Origin of the sequence: Streptomyces sp. NPDC058195 (genome assembly GCF_042883525.1) — a bacterium.
Classification (GTDB): Bacteria; Actinomycetota; Actinomycetes; order Streptomycetales; family Streptomycetaceae; genus Streptomyces.
This window is the reverse complement of record NZ_JBHVVM010000022.1, coordinates 50,471-70,200: the sequence shown is the minus strand read 5'-3', so window position 1 is coordinate 70,200 and position 19,730 is coordinate 50,471. Positions and strand designations below refer to the sequence as shown.

The following is a 19,730-nucleotide window of genomic DNA, read 5'->3' as shown; positions in this document are numbered from 1 at the left end:
CGATGAGGACCGGCGTGGGCTGACCACGCTGTTCTGGTCGAACATCAACCCGTACGGCACGTTCCGCGGTGATGTGCTTTGAGGAGTGCTGGTGTCGGGCGCGTAGGCGGGTTTCGAGGTCCTCGGGCGGGCTGATCTTGTTTCCCTTCCTGGGCGGAGTCGTTGCTTGGCCGGGATGATCGCGGCGGAGCCCGAGGCAGCCGTCGTCCAGGAGGACCTCTACGTCGCGAAAGTGCTGGGAACGGGTACTGATGGCTTCGTTGCGGGCGGCGGTTGCGTTGTGCGTCCGCCCTGGTCGCAGGGCGTCGGTGCAGAGTGTGCGGCCCTGATGGTCGGTGACGGCGGTGGTCTTCATCGTGTTCTGTTTCTTCTTGCCCGAGACGAACGCACGGCGCCTGCCGCGGCTGGCCGGGGGCCGACGGACCTGGACCCTGGTGGCGTCCAGCCGCAGCTCAATGCCCTCGGCCTGCGCGTAGGCGAACACATCCGCCAGGGTCCGCAGCCGCAGACCGGGCCGGTCGGGGACCACGCATCCCCGTTCGGCCAGCAGCCCTCGTATCTCGCCGGTCGCACGGGTGATGGTGGAGCGGTCGATGCCGAACAGCAGCGCCAGCGCTGCATGCGGCAGATCGTGCCGCAGGTGGATCAGCGTGGCCACGAGCCGGTCGATGAACACCAGCCGATGCCGGGCACCGGCTCCGGCCTCGCACTTCCTGGCCCCGCCGCGAGCTTCGTGACGACGCCCCTCGACCACGGCCTGTCACGGATCAGCCAACTCTCGAACCAGGAAGGCAAGATGACCGCGGGAAACTCCCGTGAACAGCTGATGCGCGAGAGCCGTCCCACTGAGCGTGATCGCCACATCTGAGTCACGCCACCCATCAGCAAGAACACCTCACCTGCTATCACGCACCAGATCGTAAGCGGGTTAACCAAGAGGGTGGCCATAGCGCAGCTTGTTGAGAGCGGCCCCACCGGTGGTGTCCACCACTGCCGCGCCGTCGGGGCGCCAACCGGCGGCCTCGTAGAAGCGCCGGGCTCGTTTGTTGTCCTCAAGTACCCACAGGACGGCCTGTGCGTAGTCCGCCTGTCCGAGAGTCGTCATCGCTGCCGCCATCAACTGCTTTCCGAGACCAGTGCCCCAGGCCTCGGGCATTGTGTAGAGCATGCCGATTTCCGCGATGGCAGAGCTCTCTTCGGAAGCGCTGAAACTCGTGAACCCGACGATCCCCGCCTCGGCTTCGGCTACCAGTACCCCCGTAGATGGCCACTGTGCAGCTGCGATACGTGACTTCCAGCCGGGCTCTTCGTGGCTCGGGTCCATGGCGTCGAGGTAGTGCTGCGGAACAAGACCGGCAAAGGCCACCTGCCAGGAGCGCACGTGGACACCAGCGACCGCCGAGGCATCATCAGGCCCTGCCTGTCGAATCTGCATGGCCGTCATTCTTCAAGGCTCCGCGTTCCGGGACAAGTTCTTTGTGCCGAGGGCACTGTCGAGTGCTCGGCTGCCTGTTGCAGCAGTGCCCGCGCAGAGTCCGCTTAGCGGATGGCAGTCTTTTTGTCGATGCCGAAGACGAGTGCCAGGTGGAGCGGGTCGGTGCCGTGAGTGAGGGCCTCTTCAAGCTGACGGTCGACGCGGAGCCGTTCGAGGGAGGCGGTGAGGTTACGGGCGGCCGGGTGGCCCGGGTGGTCCAGAGCTTGCCGGCCGGGCCGAGTTCGACGGCTGCTTTCTGGGTGATCGGCAGGTGGGCGCCGACTGAGCAGGCCGCGTGCGCGCTGTAGCGGCGCAGGCCGGTCAGCACGCAGGCGTCACCGGTCGCCGTCGCGACCGAGTGATCGCCCGTGAATCCCCATCCGCCGACTTCGGGGTCGAGACGGCGTGCCTCCAGCAGGGACGCGGGCGCGGGGATCGGCAGCAGTGTCATCCCGGCATCCTCGCTCTTGCCACCGACAACGCGCGCCGAGACTGCCGCAAGGCGTTCACGTGGCCGACCTCCGCACAGACGAAGTGTCCAGGCCCCACCGAGGAGCTCGCGGAGACGGCCGAACGCCGCACGCTGGGGCGGCGTCTGGCGTGGGCGGAGGCCGTCTATGGTTTCTTCGCCAAGAGCGGTAGCATCTGCTACGTCGTCGGCTTCACCAGCCCGCAGAACGCCGTTTCCTCCCAGGGCCTCGAAGGGAACACCGAGGCACGCACGGGCCTCGGTGGCTTGGAGAGCGCACCCGGCATCTCCTGCCCGCGGCCTGGAAGGCGTTGAGGATCCTGGGTGCAGCCCCACGGCCCGAGAACTCCGCCTATCAGCGCGGAGCAGGCCCGGGAGAGCGCGGAGAAGGAAGCGGACCAGTTCCTGGGAACGGTCGTTCACCTGCCATGCCACGTTCATGTCACGCTGCTCGGGCGCTGCGTCCTGGGCGTGGGTCCAAGGAGGGCTGCTTCACCGAGGACGCCAACCTCCAGCAGAGCGCTGCCGTCTCCCGCGCCCTCGCACTCGGCCCCGTTGAACGCCGAGGTGTCCACCGGAGCGGTCCAGGCCCGGACGCCGCACGTTCGGGAACGGCTCTGCAGAATCGCGCGCTGCGAGCCGAACGCGCTGCACTGCACGCGCGCGCGAACGATGGGCATCCTGGACCTGTTTCGTCCGTGCGTCGCGGAGGACAAGAACAGTACGGCGCCCATCGTCGAAGCGGGCTGCAGGTGCCGCCGTGCCTTCTGCGACCGCGAGTTCGGGCTTCCTGTCGTGGGCACCCACTGCAAGGGCGTGAACGAAGAGGGAAAGGGACGAGTGGGCCTACGAGAAACACGCCCCGCTCGCGCTGCGCCCCGACGGCATCCTCAGCAGCTTCATCACTGGCCACGGACCGTTCCGGGCCCGGACCGACAAGGGCCTCCTGTCGATCCTGCCGCGGAAGAACGCCCATGGAGACACCATCGGCTACAGCGGCGGCGGCCCGCACGCCCTGGCCGCCTGCCTCACCCAGATCGTCAGCACCGACGGAGGAGACACCGCTGCCGACACCCTGCACGAGGCCGCGCATCCGGCGGTCGTCACCTGGGCGCAGAGCGGCACGGCCGATGGCGGCACGAACGAGCTGACGCTAAGACACGAACGAGCCGACGCTAAGAGAGGGGCCCGTCGGGGCACGCGCTCTCGAACGCGTGATGCCCGTCGGACAGGCGCGTGACGGACAGAGGCTCAAGGCCAGCGGCGGTGTGAAGCCGCCAGACATCGTCAGCAGTCTGGAATCCACGGACCTGTTTTCCGCAGAGCAGCATCTGGTACAGCGCGTGCGCACCGTCCGACTCCCGGCCGAGGAGGGGTTCCAGCACGATGAGCCTGGCCCGCACACCCAGGCGCGTCCGGGCCATGGCCCGCCGTACCGCGGTGAGGATGCGTGTTCCCTGTTCGGGGGACCAGTCGTGCAGCACGTTCTTGAGCAGATACACCCCACCGCCCTCGGGTACTTCCTCGAAGATGTCCGCGGGCTGGAAGCGCAGCCGGCCAGCGAGCGGATGGTCCGCCACCTCCGCCATGCGGGTCGCCGCCCTCGTGCAGACCCCCGGCCGGTCGACGCACGTCCCTTCGAGGTCCGGGTGGTGGGCCAGGAGTGACATGAGGAGCGTGCCGTTGCCGCCCCCGACATCGATCACCCGCCCGGCCGCGGAAAGGTCGAACTGCTCGGCGAAGGCCGCAGCTGTCGGCCGCGCCAACTCCGCCATCGCGGCGTCGAAGACCTGTTCTGCCTCCGGCGCCTGGCCGAGGTACTCGTACAACGGCATGCCGAAGACGTTCTCGAACCCGGAACGTCCGTTCGTGAGGGTCTGGAGCAGCCCGGCGAAGGCATCGTCGTAGGTCTCGGCCAGCAGAATGCAGTGATTGCGCACGGACCGGGGATGATCGCTGTGCAGGGCGGCGGAACTCTCCGCCAGCCGGAACCACCCGTTCACCTCACGCACGAAGACCCCCTGCATCGCGAGGGTCTGGAGAAGCCGGAGCATCACCTCCGGGTCACTGCCGGTCCGCCCCGCGATGTCCTGGGGCGACATGGAGCCACCATCAAGGACCTCCGCGATCCGCAGCCTGGCGGCCACGCCCAGCGCCCGCGAGAAGCAGCCGCCTGAGGCGAGCACGAGAAGCCCCTTGCCGCTCTCCGCGTCCTCCTCCTGGCGACACACATTCCCCTCCATGTCCCCACCCTCCCTCTGCACCTCTGTTCCCGCCCGCCGACCCCGGACGAGCGCCACACAGAACAACGAGACAGCAGAGCAACCGGAACGGTCCCAGCCTCCTGCTCACCGTCCGAACACAAACCCCCAGCGCACCCCATATGCGTGAATCCGCTCGATAAACAGCAGGAGCTGTCACACCGGACGGCACCCTGACCAGGAAACACCCCGTAGCCGACAGCACTTGGCCACACGCACCACGCCCACACCGGAGGGCGCTCCCCGCGCCCGTCCAGGCCGTAGAGAGTGAGGACACCGTGACAGCCACCGACGGCTCATCCCTGACCCCGGCCTATCCCATGGAACGCACCTGCCCCTACACCATGCCCACCGGATACGGGGCACTGCGTGAGCGTCGTCCTCTGACACCAGTGACGCTGTACGACGGAAGAACCGCCTGGCTCGTCGCGGGAAACGACACCGGCAGGGCCCTGCTGCTCGACCCGCGGATCTCCAGCGACACCGCGCACTCCACGTTCCCCTGCCTGACCGAGAGCATGGCCTCACGCCAGGTGTCCGGCCTCCCGCTGATCGGCGTGGACGATCCGCTCCACGCCCGACAGCGCAGGTGGATCTCGCCCGTCTTCGGTATCCGTCGGATCACCGCCCGGCGCCCGGCCATCGAGCGGACCGCCGGGCAGCTGATCGACGCCATGCTCGCCGGGGGCAACCGGGCGGACCTGGTCACCGCCTACACCATGCCGCTGGCCTCCGATACGACGTTCACCCACCTCGGAATCCCGCAGCAGGACCGACCGCACCTCGACACGCTGATCGCCCGCCTCCTCTCACCGGCCAGTGAGAACGGTGACCGGACCCCCGAGGAGTTGCTCGCCCAACTCCTCGACTACCTCAGAGATCTGATCACCGACAAGCGGCACCGTCCCGGCGACGACCTGATCGACGCCCTCGTCGCCGCTCACCCGGCCCTCACCGGGCAGGATCTCGACACACTGGCCATGACATGCGTGGTTCTGATCACCGGAGGCAACGAGACCACCTCCACCACCCTCTCCACCGCCGTCCTGGCCCTGCTCGACCACCCCGAACAGCTCGACCAGCTGCGCCAGGACCCGTCGCTGGTACCCGGCGCGGTCGAGGAACTCCTGCGGATCAGCTCCGTCACCGACGCCCTGCCCCGCGTCGCGACCGAAGACATCGACATCGCCGGGCACACCATCAAGGCCGGCGACGGCGTCATCTTCTCGACGATGCTGATGAACCGGGATCCGGACACGTGGGATACCCCGGACACCCTCGACATCCACCGCAGGGCGGGCCGTCATGTCGCCTTCGGCTACGGCATTCACCAATGTGTCGGCCAGAACCTGGCCCGCGTCGAAATGGAGATCGCTCTCACTACCCTCCTGCGCCGCATCCCCACGATCAGCCTGGACATCCCTTCACAGCGCGTACGGGGCGTCGCCGTCCACGTCCAGCTCGGAGGTGTGGCCGAACTCCCCGTCACCTGGTGACCAGAACGACACGAGCACCCAAGCCACCCGGCACAGCTGACGACCTCACTTCCCCATCCGGTGAACTGCGAAAACCCTCAGCGAGTTCGAGCCGCGCTCGACCGCAGGCCGTGAACGACAAGCTCAGTGCGGCCGAGCCAGGGCGAGAACGACTGGTGCACGTCAGAGGCGGCCGACTGGCATGCACAACGGCACAACGGCACAACGGCACGGCGGCTTCCGCGACGGTGGGCAGCGTCACCGTCGCGAAGAAGGGCCCCGGCCCTCGCGCGTGATCCGCATTCGCCTGCCGGATGCGGGGGTGCGGCTGCTCGCCCGGGAAGGAGAAGGCCAGGGCCAGCAGGGCGACACCGGCCATGACGGGATCGCGGCGAAGACCGTCTCATCAGCGAGGTTCGCGACCCCACCCCCAGCCGTCGCACCGGCGCCGACGGCAGTAGCGGCCTCGCTGTCTCCCACAGCCTGTCCGGAACGATCCATCCTCATGTTCCGCTCCCCGTGACCGTTGCACCCGCCAATTCGCCATGCAGGACAAGGACTTATGCACGAGCCCAGCGACGGTGCGGGGTGCCCGGGTGGCTGCCTGCGAAATGCCTGGTGGGCGGCCCCTTGTGCGGGGCCGCCCACCAGGCGTGCCGGTGTTCAGCTGATCAGCTGCCGTGGCCGGGCTCGTCGTGCGGGCCGTCAGGCCGAGCGGAGCGCGTCCGTCGGGGACGCTTTGGCGGCCCGCAGCGATGGGTAAATTCCGGCCAGGGCGGCCACCAGAACCGACACCAGTGGTCCGGCGACGACCGTGTAGAGCGGGATCGATGCCGGCCAGCCCTGGGCGAACGCGTAGCCGTAGACGGTGATGCCGCCCACGAGCAGACCGCCTACGCCGCCGATGAAGCCCATCAGGGCGGCCTCCAGCAGGAATTGCGTGGCGATCTGGCCGCCTCGGGCGCCCAGCGCGCGGCGCAGCCCGATCTCGCCGCGGCGTTCCATGACGCCCACCACCATGGTGTTGGCGATGCCGACGCCGCCTACGAGCAGGGCGACTCCGGCGAGGGCGAGAACCAGCCCGGTGAGGGCGTTCTTCGCCTCGGCGCGTGCCGTGTACAGATCGGACGGGCGGCTGACCGCGACGGTGCCCGGGCTGGCGGGGGACGCGGTGGCCCCGGCCACCGCCTGCACGTCGGGGACGCGCTCCGGGTACGTCCTGAGGTAGATGGTGGCGGCGGTGCCGTCCGCGCCCAGGCGGGTGGTGGCTTGTGGCCAGCCGACCAGGGCGGCGGCGCCGAGCTCGGGGGAGAGCTCGTGCGGTGCCAGGATTCCCTTGACGACGCACCACTGCCCGCCCAGCCACACACGCTCGCCCGGCGCGCTTACGCCGAGCCGTTGCGCGGCCTGCTCGCCGAGGACGGTCACCGGGAGGTTCTCGCTCGCCCTGTCCAGCCACTGCCCGCTCTTCATGTGCATGCGAAGGACGTCGAGCAGGTCGAGCCGAGCGGCCAGTACGGTGATGCTGCTGGTCCGTTCCGCCGGTACGAGGTCGTTGCGGTAGACGTGTGCCTCGGTGGCCCCGGTCGCGGTGACCTGCTGGACCGGGGCGATGTTGGCGAGCATCTTCTCGGCGGTGGGCGGCAGCGGCACCGGCTTCTGGTCGGGCCCCTTGCCGGGGGCGACGGTGAGCAGGTTGGAGCCGAGCTGGTCGAGCCGTTCGAGCAGGTGCGCCTGGTTGGACTGAGAGATGCCCGTCACCGCGATGACGGCCGCGATGCCGAGTGCGATGCCGAGCGCGGACAGCGCGGAGCGCATCTTCCGGGTGCGAGGACCGATCATGCCAAGGCGCAGCAGGTCCGTCGGACGCAGCCGGGTGCGTCGCAGAGGGGATGTCACAGGGCCGCTCCCGCCGGGTCCACACCGCGTTCGTCGAAGTCGATGCGGCCGTCGTGTATGCCGATGCGCCGGGGGAAGGACGCGGCCAGGTCGCGGTCGTGGGTGATGACGACCACCGTGGTGCCGCCGGTGTTCAGGGTGCGCAGCAGGTCGACGACGGACGCTCCGGAGACACTGTCGAGGGCGCCGGTGGGCTCGTCGGCGAGCAGCAGTGCGGGGCGTCCGACGAGTGCGCGGGCGATCGCGACGCGCTGTTTCTCACCTCCGGAGAGCTGGTCGGGATGGTGGCCGAGCCGGTGTCCGAGGCCCACGTCGCGGAGCGTTTCGGCGGCGCGGGCCCGGCGCACGGAGACGGGCGCGCCGCTGTAGAGGAGGCCGGTGGCGACGTTCTCGACCGTGCTGAGCCCGGGCAGCAGGAAGAACTGCTGGAAGACGAAGCCGATGCGGTGCGCCCGCACGGCGGCCAGCTCCGGATCGGAGAGACCGGACAGGTCGCGCCCTTCGAATCGAAGCCTCCCGTCGGTGGGCCGGTCGAGCGAGCCGAGCAGCGCGAGAAGGGTGGACTTGCCGGAGCCGGACGGGCCGACGACGGCGAGGAGTTCGCCTGCCTCGATGGTCACATCGATGCCGTGCAGGATGCGCAGCGGCGGCGAGCCCGGGTACTCCTTGACGACGCCGGTGAGCTCCAGGACCGGGGCTTCGCGCCATGGCTGAGAGCCCGTCACTTCGGGACCACCACCTGGTCGCCGGCCTGGATGGCACCGGATACCTGTGCCTTGGCGTCGGCGACGAGCCCCAGCCGCACCTTGACCAGCCGGGCGGCCGCGCCGGATCTGTCGGCCACCTTCACGCCGTAGCCACCTCCGTCCAGCGCGAGGAGCGCGGTGACCGGCACGATGAGCGCGTCGCTGACGCTGTCGCCGACGACGCTGACGACCACCGAGGAGGGGCCGGACTTTCTGGCCAGGTCCTGGGCGTCCAACGCGACAGTGACCGTGGTCTTGTCCGAGCCGCCGCCGCTGCCGCCGTTGTCGTCGCCGCCCGACCCGCCGTTCGCGCCGCCACGGATCAGCGAGCGGATGCGGCCGTTGACCGTGCCGCCGTCCGCGAGCTTCACGGTCACCCTGCCGTTCGGCTTGAACCGGGAGAGCTGGTTCTCGGCGGGCTGCACCGTCGCCACCAGATCTGTACGGGTCACGGTCAGTACTGAACCGGTCCCGACCGCCGCGCCGAGCTGCGCACCCACGTGCTGTACGCGTACCGCCGAATGCGGCAGCATGATCACGCTGCCGAGCGTGACCGTGCCGGTCTGCGGCACGCCGAGCGCCTTCTGCCAGCGCTTGACCGCCGTGGTGGTGCCCGGGGTGAACTTCTGGTCGGCCGTCAGGCCGAGCCCCTCGGCGTGGCCGAGCTTGATCAGATTGCGCTTGAGCTGCTCGACGTCGGGGCCGTCGGTGGCCTCCGGGCCGAGGTCGCGCCACATCGGCCGCTCGCCCTTCCACAGCACCACGGGCCGTCCGTCGACCTCGTAGAGCCTGCCGCCGGTCTTGACGACGGTGGCGACGGCGGGCAGCGCGGTGAGCATGCCCCGGCCCGTGGCGACGACGGGAGTGGGCTCGTCGAAGCCGAGTGTGCCCCCGGCCTGGATGCCGGTGGACAGCGAGCCCTTCTCGACCGCGACGACACCGTAGGAGAGGGGCGCCTGCCGGGTGGTGGACTCTCCGCGCTCCCAGGGGCGGGTCACGGCGAGTGCGCCCGTACCGCCGAGCACGGTGACCAGGAGCAGTGGGACGACGATGCCGCGGCGGCTGTTCTGTGCCCGGACCGGTGTGCTGTCGGTGGGGGCGACGGTCTTGGCGGTGCGGCTCATGTCACTCGCCGATCGTGTAGCCGGGCATCGGGAGCTTGCCGCAGGCCGGCTGCATGGCATCCCACTTGGCCATGTCGAACGTCGTCGAGGTGAAGACGACGATGCCCGACCTGGGGTCGGGGTCGGGGATGTCCGGGTAGCCGTTCTTGCGAGCGCACGCGACGAAGGCGCGCGCCTGCTTGACGAGCCTCTCCTGGGTCTCCCCAGTGACCTGCTGGACACCGGGCACCTTGGCGTCGCAGACCTTGGCGGCCTTCTCGTACGCCTCGGCCGACGTGTCGTCGACGTTGGACGCCGGGACGGTGATGTTGCCGTCCTTGTCCTGTCCGACGTCCGTCTGCCCCTGCTTGTGCATGCAGTCGACCCAGGCCTGCCGGAGTGCGGCACCGTCCTGCTGCCCAGCCTTCTCCGTGCCGTTGTCCCCGGCCACCCTGGGCGCCGAGTCGTCCGAGGAACAGGCGCTCAGCAGCAGTGCCGCCGCCATGACGGCTGACGCCAGGAGGGGCCGTCGGTTTCGACCGTACATTTCTCGATCTCCTTGTCGGATGTCGACGATGACGTCCGACAGTTCTACGGACCCGGGTGTGAGCCACTCGTCAGAGCCGGGCTAACCGTCGGCTAACCGCCATGGGCGCAGACTGGTGGGCACACGGCTCAGCGGGGCGCGGAGCGGCAGAACGGAGCGGGGCGGAATGCGGGTGCTGATCGTCGAGGACGAGGCCGATCTGGCTGCGATGCTGGCCGAGGGTCTGCGTGACGAGGGCATGGCCTGCGATGTCGCGCACGACGGTGCCCGCGCGCTGGAGCTGACGGCCGCGACCGACTACGACGTCCTGATCCTGGACCGGGACCTGCCCAAGCAGAGCGGTGACGCGGTCTGCCGGGCGCTGAACACGGTCGGGTACCCGGCGCGCATCCTCATGCTGACCGCCGCCGGTACCCTCTCGGACCTGGTCGACGGTCTGGGTCAGGGCGCCGATGACTACCTGGCCAAGCCGTTCTCGTATCTGGAGCTGGTGGCCAGGCTGCGCGCACTGGGGCGCCGGTCCCCGGGCGGCAGCTCCAGCACGGTGCTGAGCAGGCACGGGGTGAACCTGGACACCGTACGCAGAGTCGCCGAACGAGATGGCCGGCCGCTGAAGCTCACCCCCCGGGAGTTCGGTGTCCTGGAACTGCTGCTCGCCGCGGACGGAGCCCCGGTCGCCACCGGACAGTTGCGGGAAGCGCTGTGGGACACGGCACTGGATCCGGCGACCACCGCGGTCCGGGTCACCGTGCACGCGCTGCGCCGCAAGATCGGTGAACCCCCGCTGATCGTCCACGACCACGGCTACGGGTACCGGCTGTGAACCGCCCGCGGCTGCGCGCCCTGTTGCCGCACGGGCTGCCGCTGCGCGGCCGGCTGACACTGCTGACGACGGCCCTCTTCGCGATTCTCGGCTGCGGGCTGCTCCTGCTGAACTGGCTGAGTTCCCGGCAGCTCCTCGGGGCGTACCGCGACCTCGTCGTGCCGGCCGCCGTCACGACCGACACGGCCATGACCGAGACCGGCCCCCCGGTCCCGGACTCCGGTGCCGCACCGGCCGAGGTCGCCGAGCCACCCAGGACGCCGGGGTCGCCCCAAGCCGCGTTGGTCGACCCCGCGCAGGCCTTCGACGACTTCCAGGACAGCGTCCTCGACGGCCTCCTGCAGCGGTCCTTGCTGATGCTCGTCGTCTTCACCGTGCTCGCCGCCGTGCTCGCCTGGTGGGCCGCCCGCCGCTCTCTGCGCCGGATCAGCCAGGTCACCGCGGCTGCCCAGCGGATCAGCACCGGCAACACGCTGGACGAACGGCTGGGCCTGACCGGCCCGCACGATGAGGTCCGCGAACTCGGCGACACCTTCGACGCGATGCTCGACCGCCTGGACCACAGTTTCACCGCGCAGCGCCGCTTCACCGCACACGCCTCGCACGAACTGCGCACCCCGCTCACCCTCCAGCGCACCGCGTTGGAGATCCCGCTGGCTCAGGGCCGGGTTCCCGCCGGGCTGAAGCCCGCCGTGCAGCGTGCTCTGGACGCCAACGCCCGTACCGAGCGGCTGATCGCAGCGCTGCTGACGCTCGCGCGCGGGGAGGCCGAAGTGCCGGCACCGCAACCGGCCGATCTCGCGGACGCCGCACGGGACGCCATAGCGGACCTGGCCGACGAGGCCGGTACGGCCGGCATCCGGATCACCGGCTCACCGCGACCCGCGCCGGTCGCGGGCGACCCGGCGCTGCTCCGGCAGGTCGCCCTGAACCTTCTGGCCAACGCGGTGCGGCACAATCACCGCGACGGCACGGCGTCGGTGGCCACCGGGACCACGGACGCCGCGGCCTACATCGAAGTCGTCAATACCGGCCCCGTGCTGGCACCGGACGAGATCCCCTCCTTGTTCGAGGCGTTCCATCGTGGCCACGAACACCACGGCAACGGCTCCGGGCTCGGACTCGCGGTGGTCCGGACGATCACCGTCACGCACCACGGCAGGGTGACCGCCGCGCCCAGGGCTGGGGGCGGCCTCATCGTGCGCGTCGAACTTCCGCGGCAAGGAGGCGAGTTCGACGGGCAAGCAGGAGATCCCCACCCTCGTCCTCGCCCGCCTCGCGCTCATGGGTGATACAGACCGGACAGGGTGGCGCCTGGGCTGACCGAGGGCTTCAGCGGGCGTGCCTCGTACGGGTCGTGGGCTTCGTGCGGGAGCGGGCAGTGCTGTCGGCGCACGCCTTCGTGGAGTGGTACGGACGCCCGCCCAGGGCCAGGGAACGGATCGCGGCGAGCTGGGCGTGGATGTCACCGCGTCGCGGAGGGACCGGGGCGAGGAGGGCCTGACGGCCGACGGGAGGCGTCGCTACCGGGCCCCGGTCTCCCCTTGCCAGCCAGTGAGCCGTCCGGTCGGGTACCACAGGGTGCGAATGGACCATACGGGACGGTGCGCATCCCGGGCGGACTGCGGCGCATCCACGGGCAGAGCGCGGCGCATCCACGGGCGGACCGACGGCGAACCCGCGCTGGCCGGAGGCTGATCGTTGGTGTCGGGAATCTGCCAGAGGCTGGTGCCCGTTCCTGCTGGACTAAGGGCTGTCCCCGTGATCCCTGGCGGGCGTGCGACGACAGTCACGGCACCTCGCCGCGTTGTCGGAACGCCCGAATGCATCAAGTATTCGGGCGTCCCTCCGCCGTGCGATGCACCGCGTCTGACGCCGCACGCTGATCCACCAGGGACTACGGGACAGCCCTTAGTGATCACACTCTGAACGCGATGCCCAACCCAGGACGGGATTCATGTCCACAGCAACCACCACGTCTGCCCACGCTCCCGCACCGTCGGATCGCCCGGCCTTGGTTTCCTGGCTGGCTGTGATCTCGGTGATGCTGGGCATCTTTTCGATCGTCACCACCGAAATTCTGCCGATCGGCCTGCTGACCTCGATCGGATCGAGTTTCACCGTCTCGGACGGAATGACGGGTCTCATGATGACCATGCCAGGGTTGCTCGCCGCGGTCTCAGCCCCCCTGGTCACCGTCGCCACGGGGCGTATCGACCGGCGGGTCATGCTGGGTGTGTTCATCCTCTTGCTGGCGCTGGCCAATCTCCTGGCCGCCGTCGCGCCGGACTATTGGCTGGTCCTGGTCTCCCGGGTCATGGTCGGGGTCACCATCGGCGGCTTCTGGTCCATCGGGGCCGGGCTCGCCGGCCAGCTCGTGCCTGCCGCATCCGTAGGCCGCGCGACCTCGGTGATCTTCTCCGCGGTACCGCTCGGCTCCGTACTCGGGGTACCGCTGGGCACGTTCATCGGTGATGTCGCGGGCTGGCGGACGGCGTTCCTGGTCATGGGCGGATTCACGCTGGCCGTCCTCGCCCTGCTGCTTCTGGTCGTCCCGCCGCTCCCCTCCGCCCAGGCGACGCGTCTTGACGTCCTCGGCGGCATGCTCCGGAGCGCCCCTACCCGCTTCGCCGTGGTGATGACCTTCCTCATCGTGCTCGCTCACTTCGGCACGTACACCTACATCACCCCTTTCCTGGAGCAGGCGACCCATGCGAGTCCGGCTCTCATCACGGTCTGCCTGCTCGCCTACGGAGCAGCCGGAATCGTCGGCAACTTCCTCGGCGGATCGACGGTGGGGCGCTATCCACGGGCGACTTTCGCCGCGGCCGCCGGGTTGATCGCCGGTGCGACCCTGCTCCTCCCGGTCCTCGGCTGGTCGGACGTCGCGGCGGTGGCACTGCTGATCGTCTGGGGCGTCGGGTACGGAGCCGTTCCGGTCTGCTCGCAGACCTGGTTCGCCAGGGCCTCGCCCGACTCCGCCGAGGTGTCCGCTGTCCTCTTCACGGCCTCCTTTCAGGCCACCATCTCCCTCGGCGCCCTGGTCGGAGGGGCCGTGCTCGACCGTTCCTCGCCCTCGACGGTCATGGTGCTGGGCGGAATGACAGCGGCGCTGATGGTGCTGGTGGCCTGGGCCCACTGGGCGGGGCGGCGTTCCTGGCCCAGGGCCTCGTAGCCACACGGTGTCAGGTACGGCTGTTCTTCCCGGCAGGTGTCCACAGTGTTCGCCTTCCCGGGTGTGCTCAGGGACACGTACGGCCCTCGACCGTGTACCTGACAGCAGCAGAACGCGCGCTCGTCGCCGCGCCCTGGTCAGGCCCCACCGTCTGAGCCCACCGGATCCGACCGCCCCGCCCGGCAGGCTCGGATCATTGCCGCTCAGCCGCAGGAACGCCGGTATTCCAGATGGGGGAACAGCGCCTTCCACTGCTGTCTCGTGGTGTCGAGAGGATGCGTGGTACACAGCCTGCGATAGATCCGGTCGCTGTCGAGGTCGAGCAGGTACGTGAACTCCCCCGTGGTGTTCTCCGGGACCACAGCCATGAACGGCGTGCCGGGCAGCAGCGTCACACGCTGCATGTCTTCCACGGTGGCGAAGGCCGGGGTCCGCCACCTGCCGTCCTTCTCCGCCTCCCAGACGCGGTAGGGGGATCCGGTCAGGACCCACTGCCTGTCCGACGACGGATAGATGTCCGTGAGGGCCCGGTCCAGACGCATCTCACCCGTCTGCCGGGGCTTGTACGGGTCGCTCACGTCCCAGAACTTCACGGTTCCGTCGGTGAGCGTCGTCGCCAGGATGCCCTTCCCCACCGGTTGGTAGCCGCCCGACGCGGCGGGCAGCAGCGCGGCCTTCCGGGGGGCGCGGATGTCCCGCACATCCCAGAGCTGGGTCTGCTGCGCGGACGCGTCGTGCATCAGCAGTCGTGCCGAAGGGATGTAGGCCGCCTGACCGATGGCAGCGTCCGGGAGGACACTGCGCTCGACCGGATGGGCGAGGTCGCTGAGGTCCCAGACGCCCAGGTCCGTCGAACGGCCGCCCGCCGACTCGCTCCCGTGCACGATCGCGAGCCCCCGGCCGCCCAGGAAGAACATGTTCTGAGAGCCGTCCGGCGTCACCGTGAACGTGGCACGCCGCACCGGTTTTCGCGTATCACCGATGTCCCAGATCTCCACCGCTCCGGTATTCGTGTTGCCGAGCGCCAGGATCCTGCCGTCCTCCGACGCCACCGCGCTCACGTTGCTGGCTTTTACGGTGATGTCCTTCCCGGACACCGGCGGTCCGTTCCCGTTCCGGTCGAAGGCCCACAACCGGAACCCGTGCTCGTGCGCCTCCGGCGCCCAGCGATGTGCCAGCAGCACCGGACGGTCGGTGCCCTTGAGGAAATAGCCCTCAACCCAGGGCGCGGGCAGCGTGAACAGACGTCTCGGATCAGCGCCCTTGACCGTGTCCGCACGACGCAGGTCCCAGACCCAGGAGGCAGCCGACTCCCCACCGATCATGAGCGCGCTGTCGCGGCTCACCACACTCGTACCCGGGGACTCGGTGTTGATGGGGCTGGGAATCCGGAGCGCGGGAGCACGCTGCGGCCAGACGCGCACTCTGCCTCCCATATCACCCACGGCGAGCCGTCCGTCGGGAGCGTAGGCGACCGACTGGGCCGGTTCACTCGCCGGGACCGTGGGCTTCTGGGCCGACAGACTGTAGAGGTCGCTGCCGGTCGCCACCGTCTCCCGCAGCAGGGCACCGCCCTCGCTCCCGTTGTTCGCGGCGGCCAGCCGCTCACCGTCCGGGCGGAACGCCAGCGAGGGCAGGTCGCCCTGGGATTCCCACGTGCCGTCCCAGATGTCTTTGGGCTTCACGCGTGTGAGCCGACGGCCGCCCTCGACGGTCCACCAGGTCAGCGTCCCCTTCCCGCCGGTCGCGACCACCAGGTCCCTCTTCGGGTGGACGGCGACCGCCAGTACCGAGGGAGCCGTTCCGACGCTCAGTTGCCTCGGGTCCGCCGTGCGACGCACATCCCACAGCCGTACCTGCGCGGACTGCGCCGCCGCCTTGCCGTTGACTCCGTTGCCCGTGACGAGCAGACCGTCACGGCGGAACGCCAGCGAGAACAGCGGGGCGGGAGCCACCGAGAGATCAGCCCGCAGCGACGGCGACGACGGCCTGGACACGTCCCACAGCCGTAACCGCCCGCCCTCCCCGCCCGCCGCCAGCGTGCGACCGTCCGGGGAGAACGTCACCGTGTACGTCACGCCCTCGGGAATGTCCCGCACGGCCAGGCGCTCGGGCCGCCGGACATCGGCGACGTTCCACAGGACGAGTTCCGTGGCCGACTGGGCCGCCAGCAGCCGTGTGCGCGGATGGAAGGTGAGGACGGCGCCGCGCTTCAGCGTGAACGCCGCGCCCTTCACCGGCACGTTCCGACGGGAGACGTCCCACAACTGCACCCGCCCACCACGCTGACCGGTCGCCAGCACGTCTCCGTCCCGGCTGAACGCGATGTTGAGCACCGGTTCGCGGTGTCCGGCGGACACCTGGACAGGAGTCTGCGTCAGATAGGCCGTGTAGAGGCTCGATCTGCTGGCAGGCGTCCGCGCCGCCCGGTAGGCCGCCAGACTGATCTGCAGGGCGGTCTGCGGATCACGCTCACGCATGGCGTCCGCCTGCGCCGCCAACTGGTCCGCGAGCAGGACGGTCGCGCGGTCCTCCGCGTCCTGCTGTGCACCCCGGGCCAGCACGGCGAGCCCCGTCGCGAGGAGAGCCAGCACGGTCATCACCGAGACGACGGTCCGGCGAAGGGCCCGTGTACGGCGCTCCGCACGGCCACTCGTACGGAGGAAGTCCCGCTCGACGGGCCGCATGGGCAGCGTGCCGCCGACCCCGGCGAGCTGCGCGCGTGCCGACGCCAGCTGATCGCCCCGGTACAGGCCGCTCTGCGGACGCCCCGCCTCGTGCCAGCCCTCGGCCGCGTCCCCCAGCCTTCGGCGCGCGAGCAGCCCGGCCCGATCCATCTCGATCCACTCCCGCAGCCGCGGCCAGGCCGTGAGCAGCGAGTCGTGGCACAGCTGCACCTCGTCCCGGTCGACCACGACGAGCCTGGCAGCGGCCAACCGTCCGAGCAGATCGGCGACTTCGGCGAGATCCGAGGCCGGAACGCGGCGACGGACCGCACGTCCACCGTCGTCGACCACCAGCACCATGCGCAACAGCAGGTCCCGCAACCGGCCCTGGTCGTCGGCACCGAGCGCGTCATGGACCTCGTCCGCGGTCCGTGCGACAGAGGTGCGGATCCCGCCCGCGGCCTGGTACGCGCCGAAGGTCAGCGTGGTGCCGCGGCGTCCGGCCCAGGTCTGTCGCAGGGAGTGGGCGAGGAACGGCAGCGCGACCGCGTCGCTCTCGGCAGCCCGCTCCTGACGCAGGTCACGCAGGATCTGGTCGGACAGCCCGTCCTCAAGAAGCAGACCGGCATGCTCGGCGGGCCGCTCGACCGCGGCGCGCAGTTCGCTGTCGGACATCGTCGCGACAGTGAACTGCCCGGACCTGATGATCCGGGCGAGCCGTACGTCGTTCAGACCCAGGTCGTAGAAGTCGGCGCGCAGACCGAGCACGATACGGGGCCCGTCGGCCCCTGCCCCTGCCAGGGCGCTGACGAACAGCTCACGCTCCTCCACGTCCTGGCACTGGGTGAAGATCTCCTCCAGCTGGTCGATCACCAGCACACCCGGCCCGCCCCCGGCGAACCGCCCGGCACCCAGTTCGCCCGCCACCTCCCCGAACGGGCGACCCACCGCCACTGCCCAGCTCTCCACCAGTGTCCGAAACGGGCGCGCGCCGGGCCCCGGGAGCAACAGCACCCCTTCGCCCTCCAGACCCGCCACGAGCCCGGCCCTGAGCAGGGAGGACTTACCGACCCCCGATGCCCCCACCAGAACGACCGGCCCCGCGTACGGTTGCGCGGTCACCCGGTCCACCAGCGAGCGCGTCAACTCTTCCCGCCCGAAGAAGACAGGGCGCTGCTCCGGCAGGAACGGCAGCATTCCGGGGTAGGGGCACGGTCCGCCACCGCGTTCGGGCTCCGGTTCCGCCGTGACCGCCTGGACGCGTCTGCCGGGATTGCGGGCGAGGACAAGGTCCGAGGCCCGGCCGACACCGTCCGAGTGCGGGCGCGCGGCAGTGCCCTGAAAGCGGTGATCGAGAATCCGGTAGAGGTCGAGCAGGGTGAACCAGGCGGGCCCGCCCGGATCGCCTTCGGCGAGAAGACGTATCAACTCCCCACTGAAGAGTGTGTGTTCGTGTCCCACGGGTGCGAAGGAGGCGGCGTAGCGCGTCGCCGAGGCAAGCAGGAAGCTTCCCTCGGGGCGGGCCGAGGTGAGGACGTCGCGATACGACTCCTGCGGAGCGGCCTGCGCGAGGCCGGAGAAGCAGCAGTCGAGGACGACGACCGTGCTTGCCGCGGCCTCGCCGAGTCGCTTGCCGATCTGGTCGTAGGGCACGGCGGGAACGGTGTCGTCGGCGCAGGACGTGCTCGATGTGGCGAGATACAGCTGCCGCCCGGGGCCGATCAGCCCGTGGCCGATGAAGTAGAAGAGAACAGCCCCGCCCTCGGACGCGTCGATGGCCGACTGTACGGCGGCGAGCACCTCGGTCGGGCTCGCCGGGTCGATGATCTCGGTGACTCTGTCCGCCATGCCGCAGTTCTCCCGCAGCACCGAGGCGACTGCGCGCGCCGACCGCGCGGCACCGGGCAGATCCGACAGCGCCGCGCGGCCGTCCAGGCCGTCCAGGCCGTAGCGGCCGGTGCCCACCACCACCGCGTGGCAGTTGGCCCCGCCCAAGTCCCCCGCCCGGTCAGCCACGCTGGTCCGGCCCCGCAGTGTCCGGCCCCGCAGTGTCCGGCTGCTCTCCACGCTCGTCGGCAGGAGCCACTGGCTGCGCGAGCGTCCGCGCCACCTGTTGCGCGAGGTCCCCGGTCGCCTCGGCCGTCAGTCCGCGCACCCGCTCGGAGGTGACCGTGACCTGGGTACCGTCCGGCCGGGTGATCGTCACGGTCTGATTGCCCCTTCTGCTCTGCAGCCAGGCGACAACGGCCGCGGCCAGCGCGGCACTGAGGCCCCCCGGTGCCAGGAGCACAGGGATGAGCTCGGCCACACCACCACTCATACTGCCCGGCTCAGGAGCCCCTGCCGTTCCCCGGCCGACGGCCTGCCGTAACCCGGGGTCGAGCCGCAGCCACCGCCGCAGGTCATCCGTCTCGGCTGGGCTGTCGGCCCTCAACGCGACCTTCACGTCCCCTCCAGACACGGGCGGTTCACTGGGACCGCCTGAGCGTATCCGCCGCCCACGAAGGACAACCAGGGCAATGCAGGCCATCCACGTCGCGCGGGGACGGCCTGCGACACACCTCTCCCGCCCGGCCGCCTCCTCGCCGTACACCCCGTGGCCGTCCCGGTTCCAGAGGGTGTCGTGAGGGCGACGGCGGCCGACCGCCCCGCGTGCGCGGGGGATCACTTGTCCGTGGCAGCCGGTGTGCCTTCGTAGCCGGAGGAGACGGCGAGAAGGCGGGAGACATCGGCCTGGAGTTCCTCACCGGTGAACTCCACCGCTCGCCCGACCCCTCCGGCATCGTGCTCACCGTGCTGGCCGCCCTGTCCGGCATGGAACGCGAGTACGTCCGCGACCGGACCCCGGAAGGCCACGCGTCCGCCCGCAAACGCGGCAAGACCATAGGCGGAGCGGGCGTCACCGTCCACCGCATGCATTCCAGGGCCGTCCACCTGCGCGACATGGCCCCCGGCTCGTCATCACCACCGGCAGGAGGAAGAGAAGCACCCCCTCGCCCACGACCGTCATGCGCATGCTGCGCGAGCACGACGAGCAGACCATCGTGCCGTTCGCGTCGTAGGCCATGGGCTGCCCTCGCCTTGGGTGAGGG

14 protein-coding genes and 1 pseudogene are annotated in these 19,730 nt (G+C 70.1%); 5 read left to right on the top strand and 10 right to left on the bottom strand.

Features of this window, described 5'->3' with window-relative positions; translation table 11 throughout:
* Positions 1-52 precede the first annotated feature (52 nt).
* Together ACFVWY_RS25200 and ACFVWY_RS25195 are read right to left on the bottom strand one after the other, a co-directional pair.
* Positions 53-862: pseudogene (locus tag ACFVWY_RS25200) on the bottom strand (transposase family protein); the annotation flags it as partial.
* Positions 863-928: 66 nt separating this feature from the next.
* Entirely contained in the window at positions 929-1,435 is a 507-nt protein-coding gene (locus tag ACFVWY_RS25195; protein ID WP_389876484.1) for a GNAT family N-acetyltransferase, read from the bottom strand.
* 334 nt (positions 1,436-1,769) lie between these two features.
* Here ACFVWY_RS25195 and ACFVWY_RS25190 point away from each other — a divergent pair, with 334 nt between their 5' ends.
* A complete protein-coding gene (locus ACFVWY_RS25190; protein WP_389876482.1) occupies positions 1,770-2,258 on the top strand; it encodes a hypothetical protein in 489 nt (162 codons plus the stop codon).
* Positions 2,259-3,118: 860 nt separating this feature from the next.
* On the opposite strand, the gene ACFVWY_RS25185 is transcribed toward ACFVWY_RS25190, so the two are convergent.
* The gene (locus tag ACFVWY_RS25185; RefSeq protein ID WP_389876480.1) at positions 3,119-4,186 is read right to left on the bottom strand and encodes a methyltransferase; all 1,068 of its coding nucleotides are present in this window, start codon (positions 4,184-4,186) and stop codon (positions 3,119-3,121) included.
* 296 nt (positions 4,187-4,482) lie between these two features.
* On the opposite strand from ACFVWY_RS25185, the gene ACFVWY_RS25180 reads away from it, so the two are divergent.
* Positions 4,483-5,700 carry a cytochrome P450 gene (locus ACFVWY_RS25180; RefSeq protein WP_389876478.1) on the top strand — a complete coding sequence of 406 codons (1,218 nt, stop codon included), beginning with the start codon at positions 4,483-4,485 and terminating at the stop codon, positions 5,698-5,700.
* 684 nt (positions 5,701-6,384) lie between these two features.
* Here ACFVWY_RS25180 and ACFVWY_RS25175 read toward each other — a convergent pair.
* From ACFVWY_RS25175 to ACFVWY_RS25160, 4 genes are read right to left on the bottom strand one after another with little or no spacing between them, the layout of a single operon-like run.
* The gene (locus tag ACFVWY_RS25175) at positions 6,385-7,578 is read right to left on the bottom strand and encodes an ABC transporter permease (protein ID WP_389876477.1); all 1,194 of its coding nucleotides are present in this window, start codon (positions 7,576-7,578) and stop codon (positions 6,385-6,387) included.
* Positions 7,575-8,303: an ABC transporter ATP-binding protein gene (locus ACFVWY_RS25170; RefSeq protein WP_389876476.1), complete on the bottom strand. Its 729-nt coding sequence runs from the start codon at positions 8,301-8,303 to the stop codon at positions 7,575-7,577. The genes ACFVWY_RS25175 and ACFVWY_RS25170 overlap by 4 nt, the downstream gene beginning before the upstream one ends.
* Positions 8,300-9,448, bottom strand: a complete 1,149-nt coding sequence (locus ACFVWY_RS25165) for a peptidoglycan-binding protein (RefSeq protein ID WP_389876475.1) — start codon at positions 9,446-9,448, stop codon at positions 8,300-8,302. Before ACFVWY_RS25165 ends, ACFVWY_RS25170 begins: the two co-directional genes overlap by 4 nt.
* A 1-nt stretch (position 9,449) precedes the next feature.
* Positions 9,450-9,974 (bottom strand): hypothetical protein, encoded by a 525-nt coding sequence (locus ACFVWY_RS25160; protein WP_389876474.1) that lies wholly within the window; start codon positions 9,972-9,974, stop codon positions 9,450-9,452.
* Positions 9,975-10,140: 166 nt separating this feature from the next.
* On the opposite strand from ACFVWY_RS25160, the gene ACFVWY_RS25155 reads away from it, so the two are divergent.
* The 3 genes from ACFVWY_RS25155 to ACFVWY_RS25145 all read left to right on the top strand — a co-directional run bounded on the left by ACFVWY_RS25155 (position 10,141) and on the right by ACFVWY_RS25145 (position 13,972).
* Positions 10,141-10,797, top strand: a complete 657-nt coding sequence (locus tag ACFVWY_RS25155) for a response regulator transcription factor (RefSeq protein WP_389876473.1) — start codon at positions 10,141-10,143, stop codon at positions 10,795-10,797.
* Positions 10,794-12,089 carry a sensor histidine kinase gene (locus ACFVWY_RS25150; protein WP_389876471.1) on the top strand — a complete coding sequence of 432 codons (1,296 nt, stop codon included), beginning with the start codon at positions 10,794-10,796 and terminating at the stop codon, positions 12,087-12,089. The genes ACFVWY_RS25155 and ACFVWY_RS25150 overlap by 4 nt, the downstream gene beginning before the upstream one ends.
* Positions 12,090-12,754: 665 nt before the next feature.
* Positions 12,755-13,972, top strand: coding sequence for an MFS transporter (locus ACFVWY_RS25145; protein WP_389876470.1), 1,218 nt, complete (start codon positions 12,755-12,757; stop codon positions 13,970-13,972).
* A gap of 203 nt (positions 13,973-14,175) precedes the next feature.
* Here ACFVWY_RS25145 and ACFVWY_RS25140 read toward each other — a convergent pair whose 3' ends face one another.
* From ACFVWY_RS25140 to ACFVWY_RS25130, 3 genes are all read right to left on the bottom strand, one after another.
* Positions 14,176-18,654 (bottom strand): caspase family protein, encoded by a 4,479-nt coding sequence (locus tag ACFVWY_RS25140; protein ID WP_389876468.1) that lies wholly within the window; start codon positions 18,652-18,654, stop codon positions 14,176-14,178.
* Positions 18,647-19,168 carry a hypothetical protein gene (locus ACFVWY_RS25135; RefSeq protein WP_389876568.1) on the bottom strand — a complete coding sequence of 174 codons (522 nt, stop codon included), beginning with the start codon at positions 19,166-19,168 and terminating at the stop codon, positions 18,647-18,649. Before ACFVWY_RS25135 ends, ACFVWY_RS25140 begins: the two co-directional genes overlap by 8 nt.
* 134 nt (positions 19,169-19,302) lie before the next feature.
* Positions 19,303-19,548 carry a hypothetical protein gene (locus ACFVWY_RS25130; RefSeq protein WP_389876466.1) on the bottom strand — a complete coding sequence of 82 codons (246 nt, stop codon included), beginning with the start codon at positions 19,546-19,548 and terminating at the stop codon, positions 19,303-19,305.
* Between the last annotated feature and the right edge of the window lie 182 nt (positions 19,549-19,730).

Bases quoted from the DNA above. Each gene is read 5' to 3' on its own strand.
- ACFVWY_RS25195 (WP_389876484.1), bottom strand. From the start codon at position 1,435: ATGCAGATTCGACAGGCAGGGCCTGATGATGCCTCGGCGGTCGCTGGT.
- ACFVWY_RS25185 (WP_389876480.1), bottom strand. From the start codon at position 4,186: ATGGAGGGGAATGTGTGTCGCCAGGAGGAGGACGCGGAGAGCGGCAAG.
- ACFVWY_RS25165 (WP_389876475.1), bottom strand. From the start codon at position 9,448: ATGAGCCGCACCGCCAAGACCGTCGCCCCCACCGACAGCACACCGGTC.
- ACFVWY_RS25160 (WP_389876474.1), bottom strand. From the start codon at position 9,974: ATGTACGGTCGAAACCGACGGCCCCTCCTGGCGTCAGCCGTCATGGCG.
- ACFVWY_RS25155 (WP_389876473.1), top strand. From the start codon at position 10,141: ATGCGGGTGCTGATCGTCGAGGACGAGGCCGATCTGGCTGCGATGCTG.
- ACFVWY_RS25145 (WP_389876470.1), top strand. From the start codon at position 12,755: ATGTCCACAGCAACCACCACGTCTGCCCACGCTCCCGCACCGTCGGAT.
- ACFVWY_RS25135 (WP_389876568.1), bottom strand. From the start codon at position 19,168: ATGGCCTGCATTGCCCTGGTTGTCCTTCGTGGGCGGCGGATACGCTCA.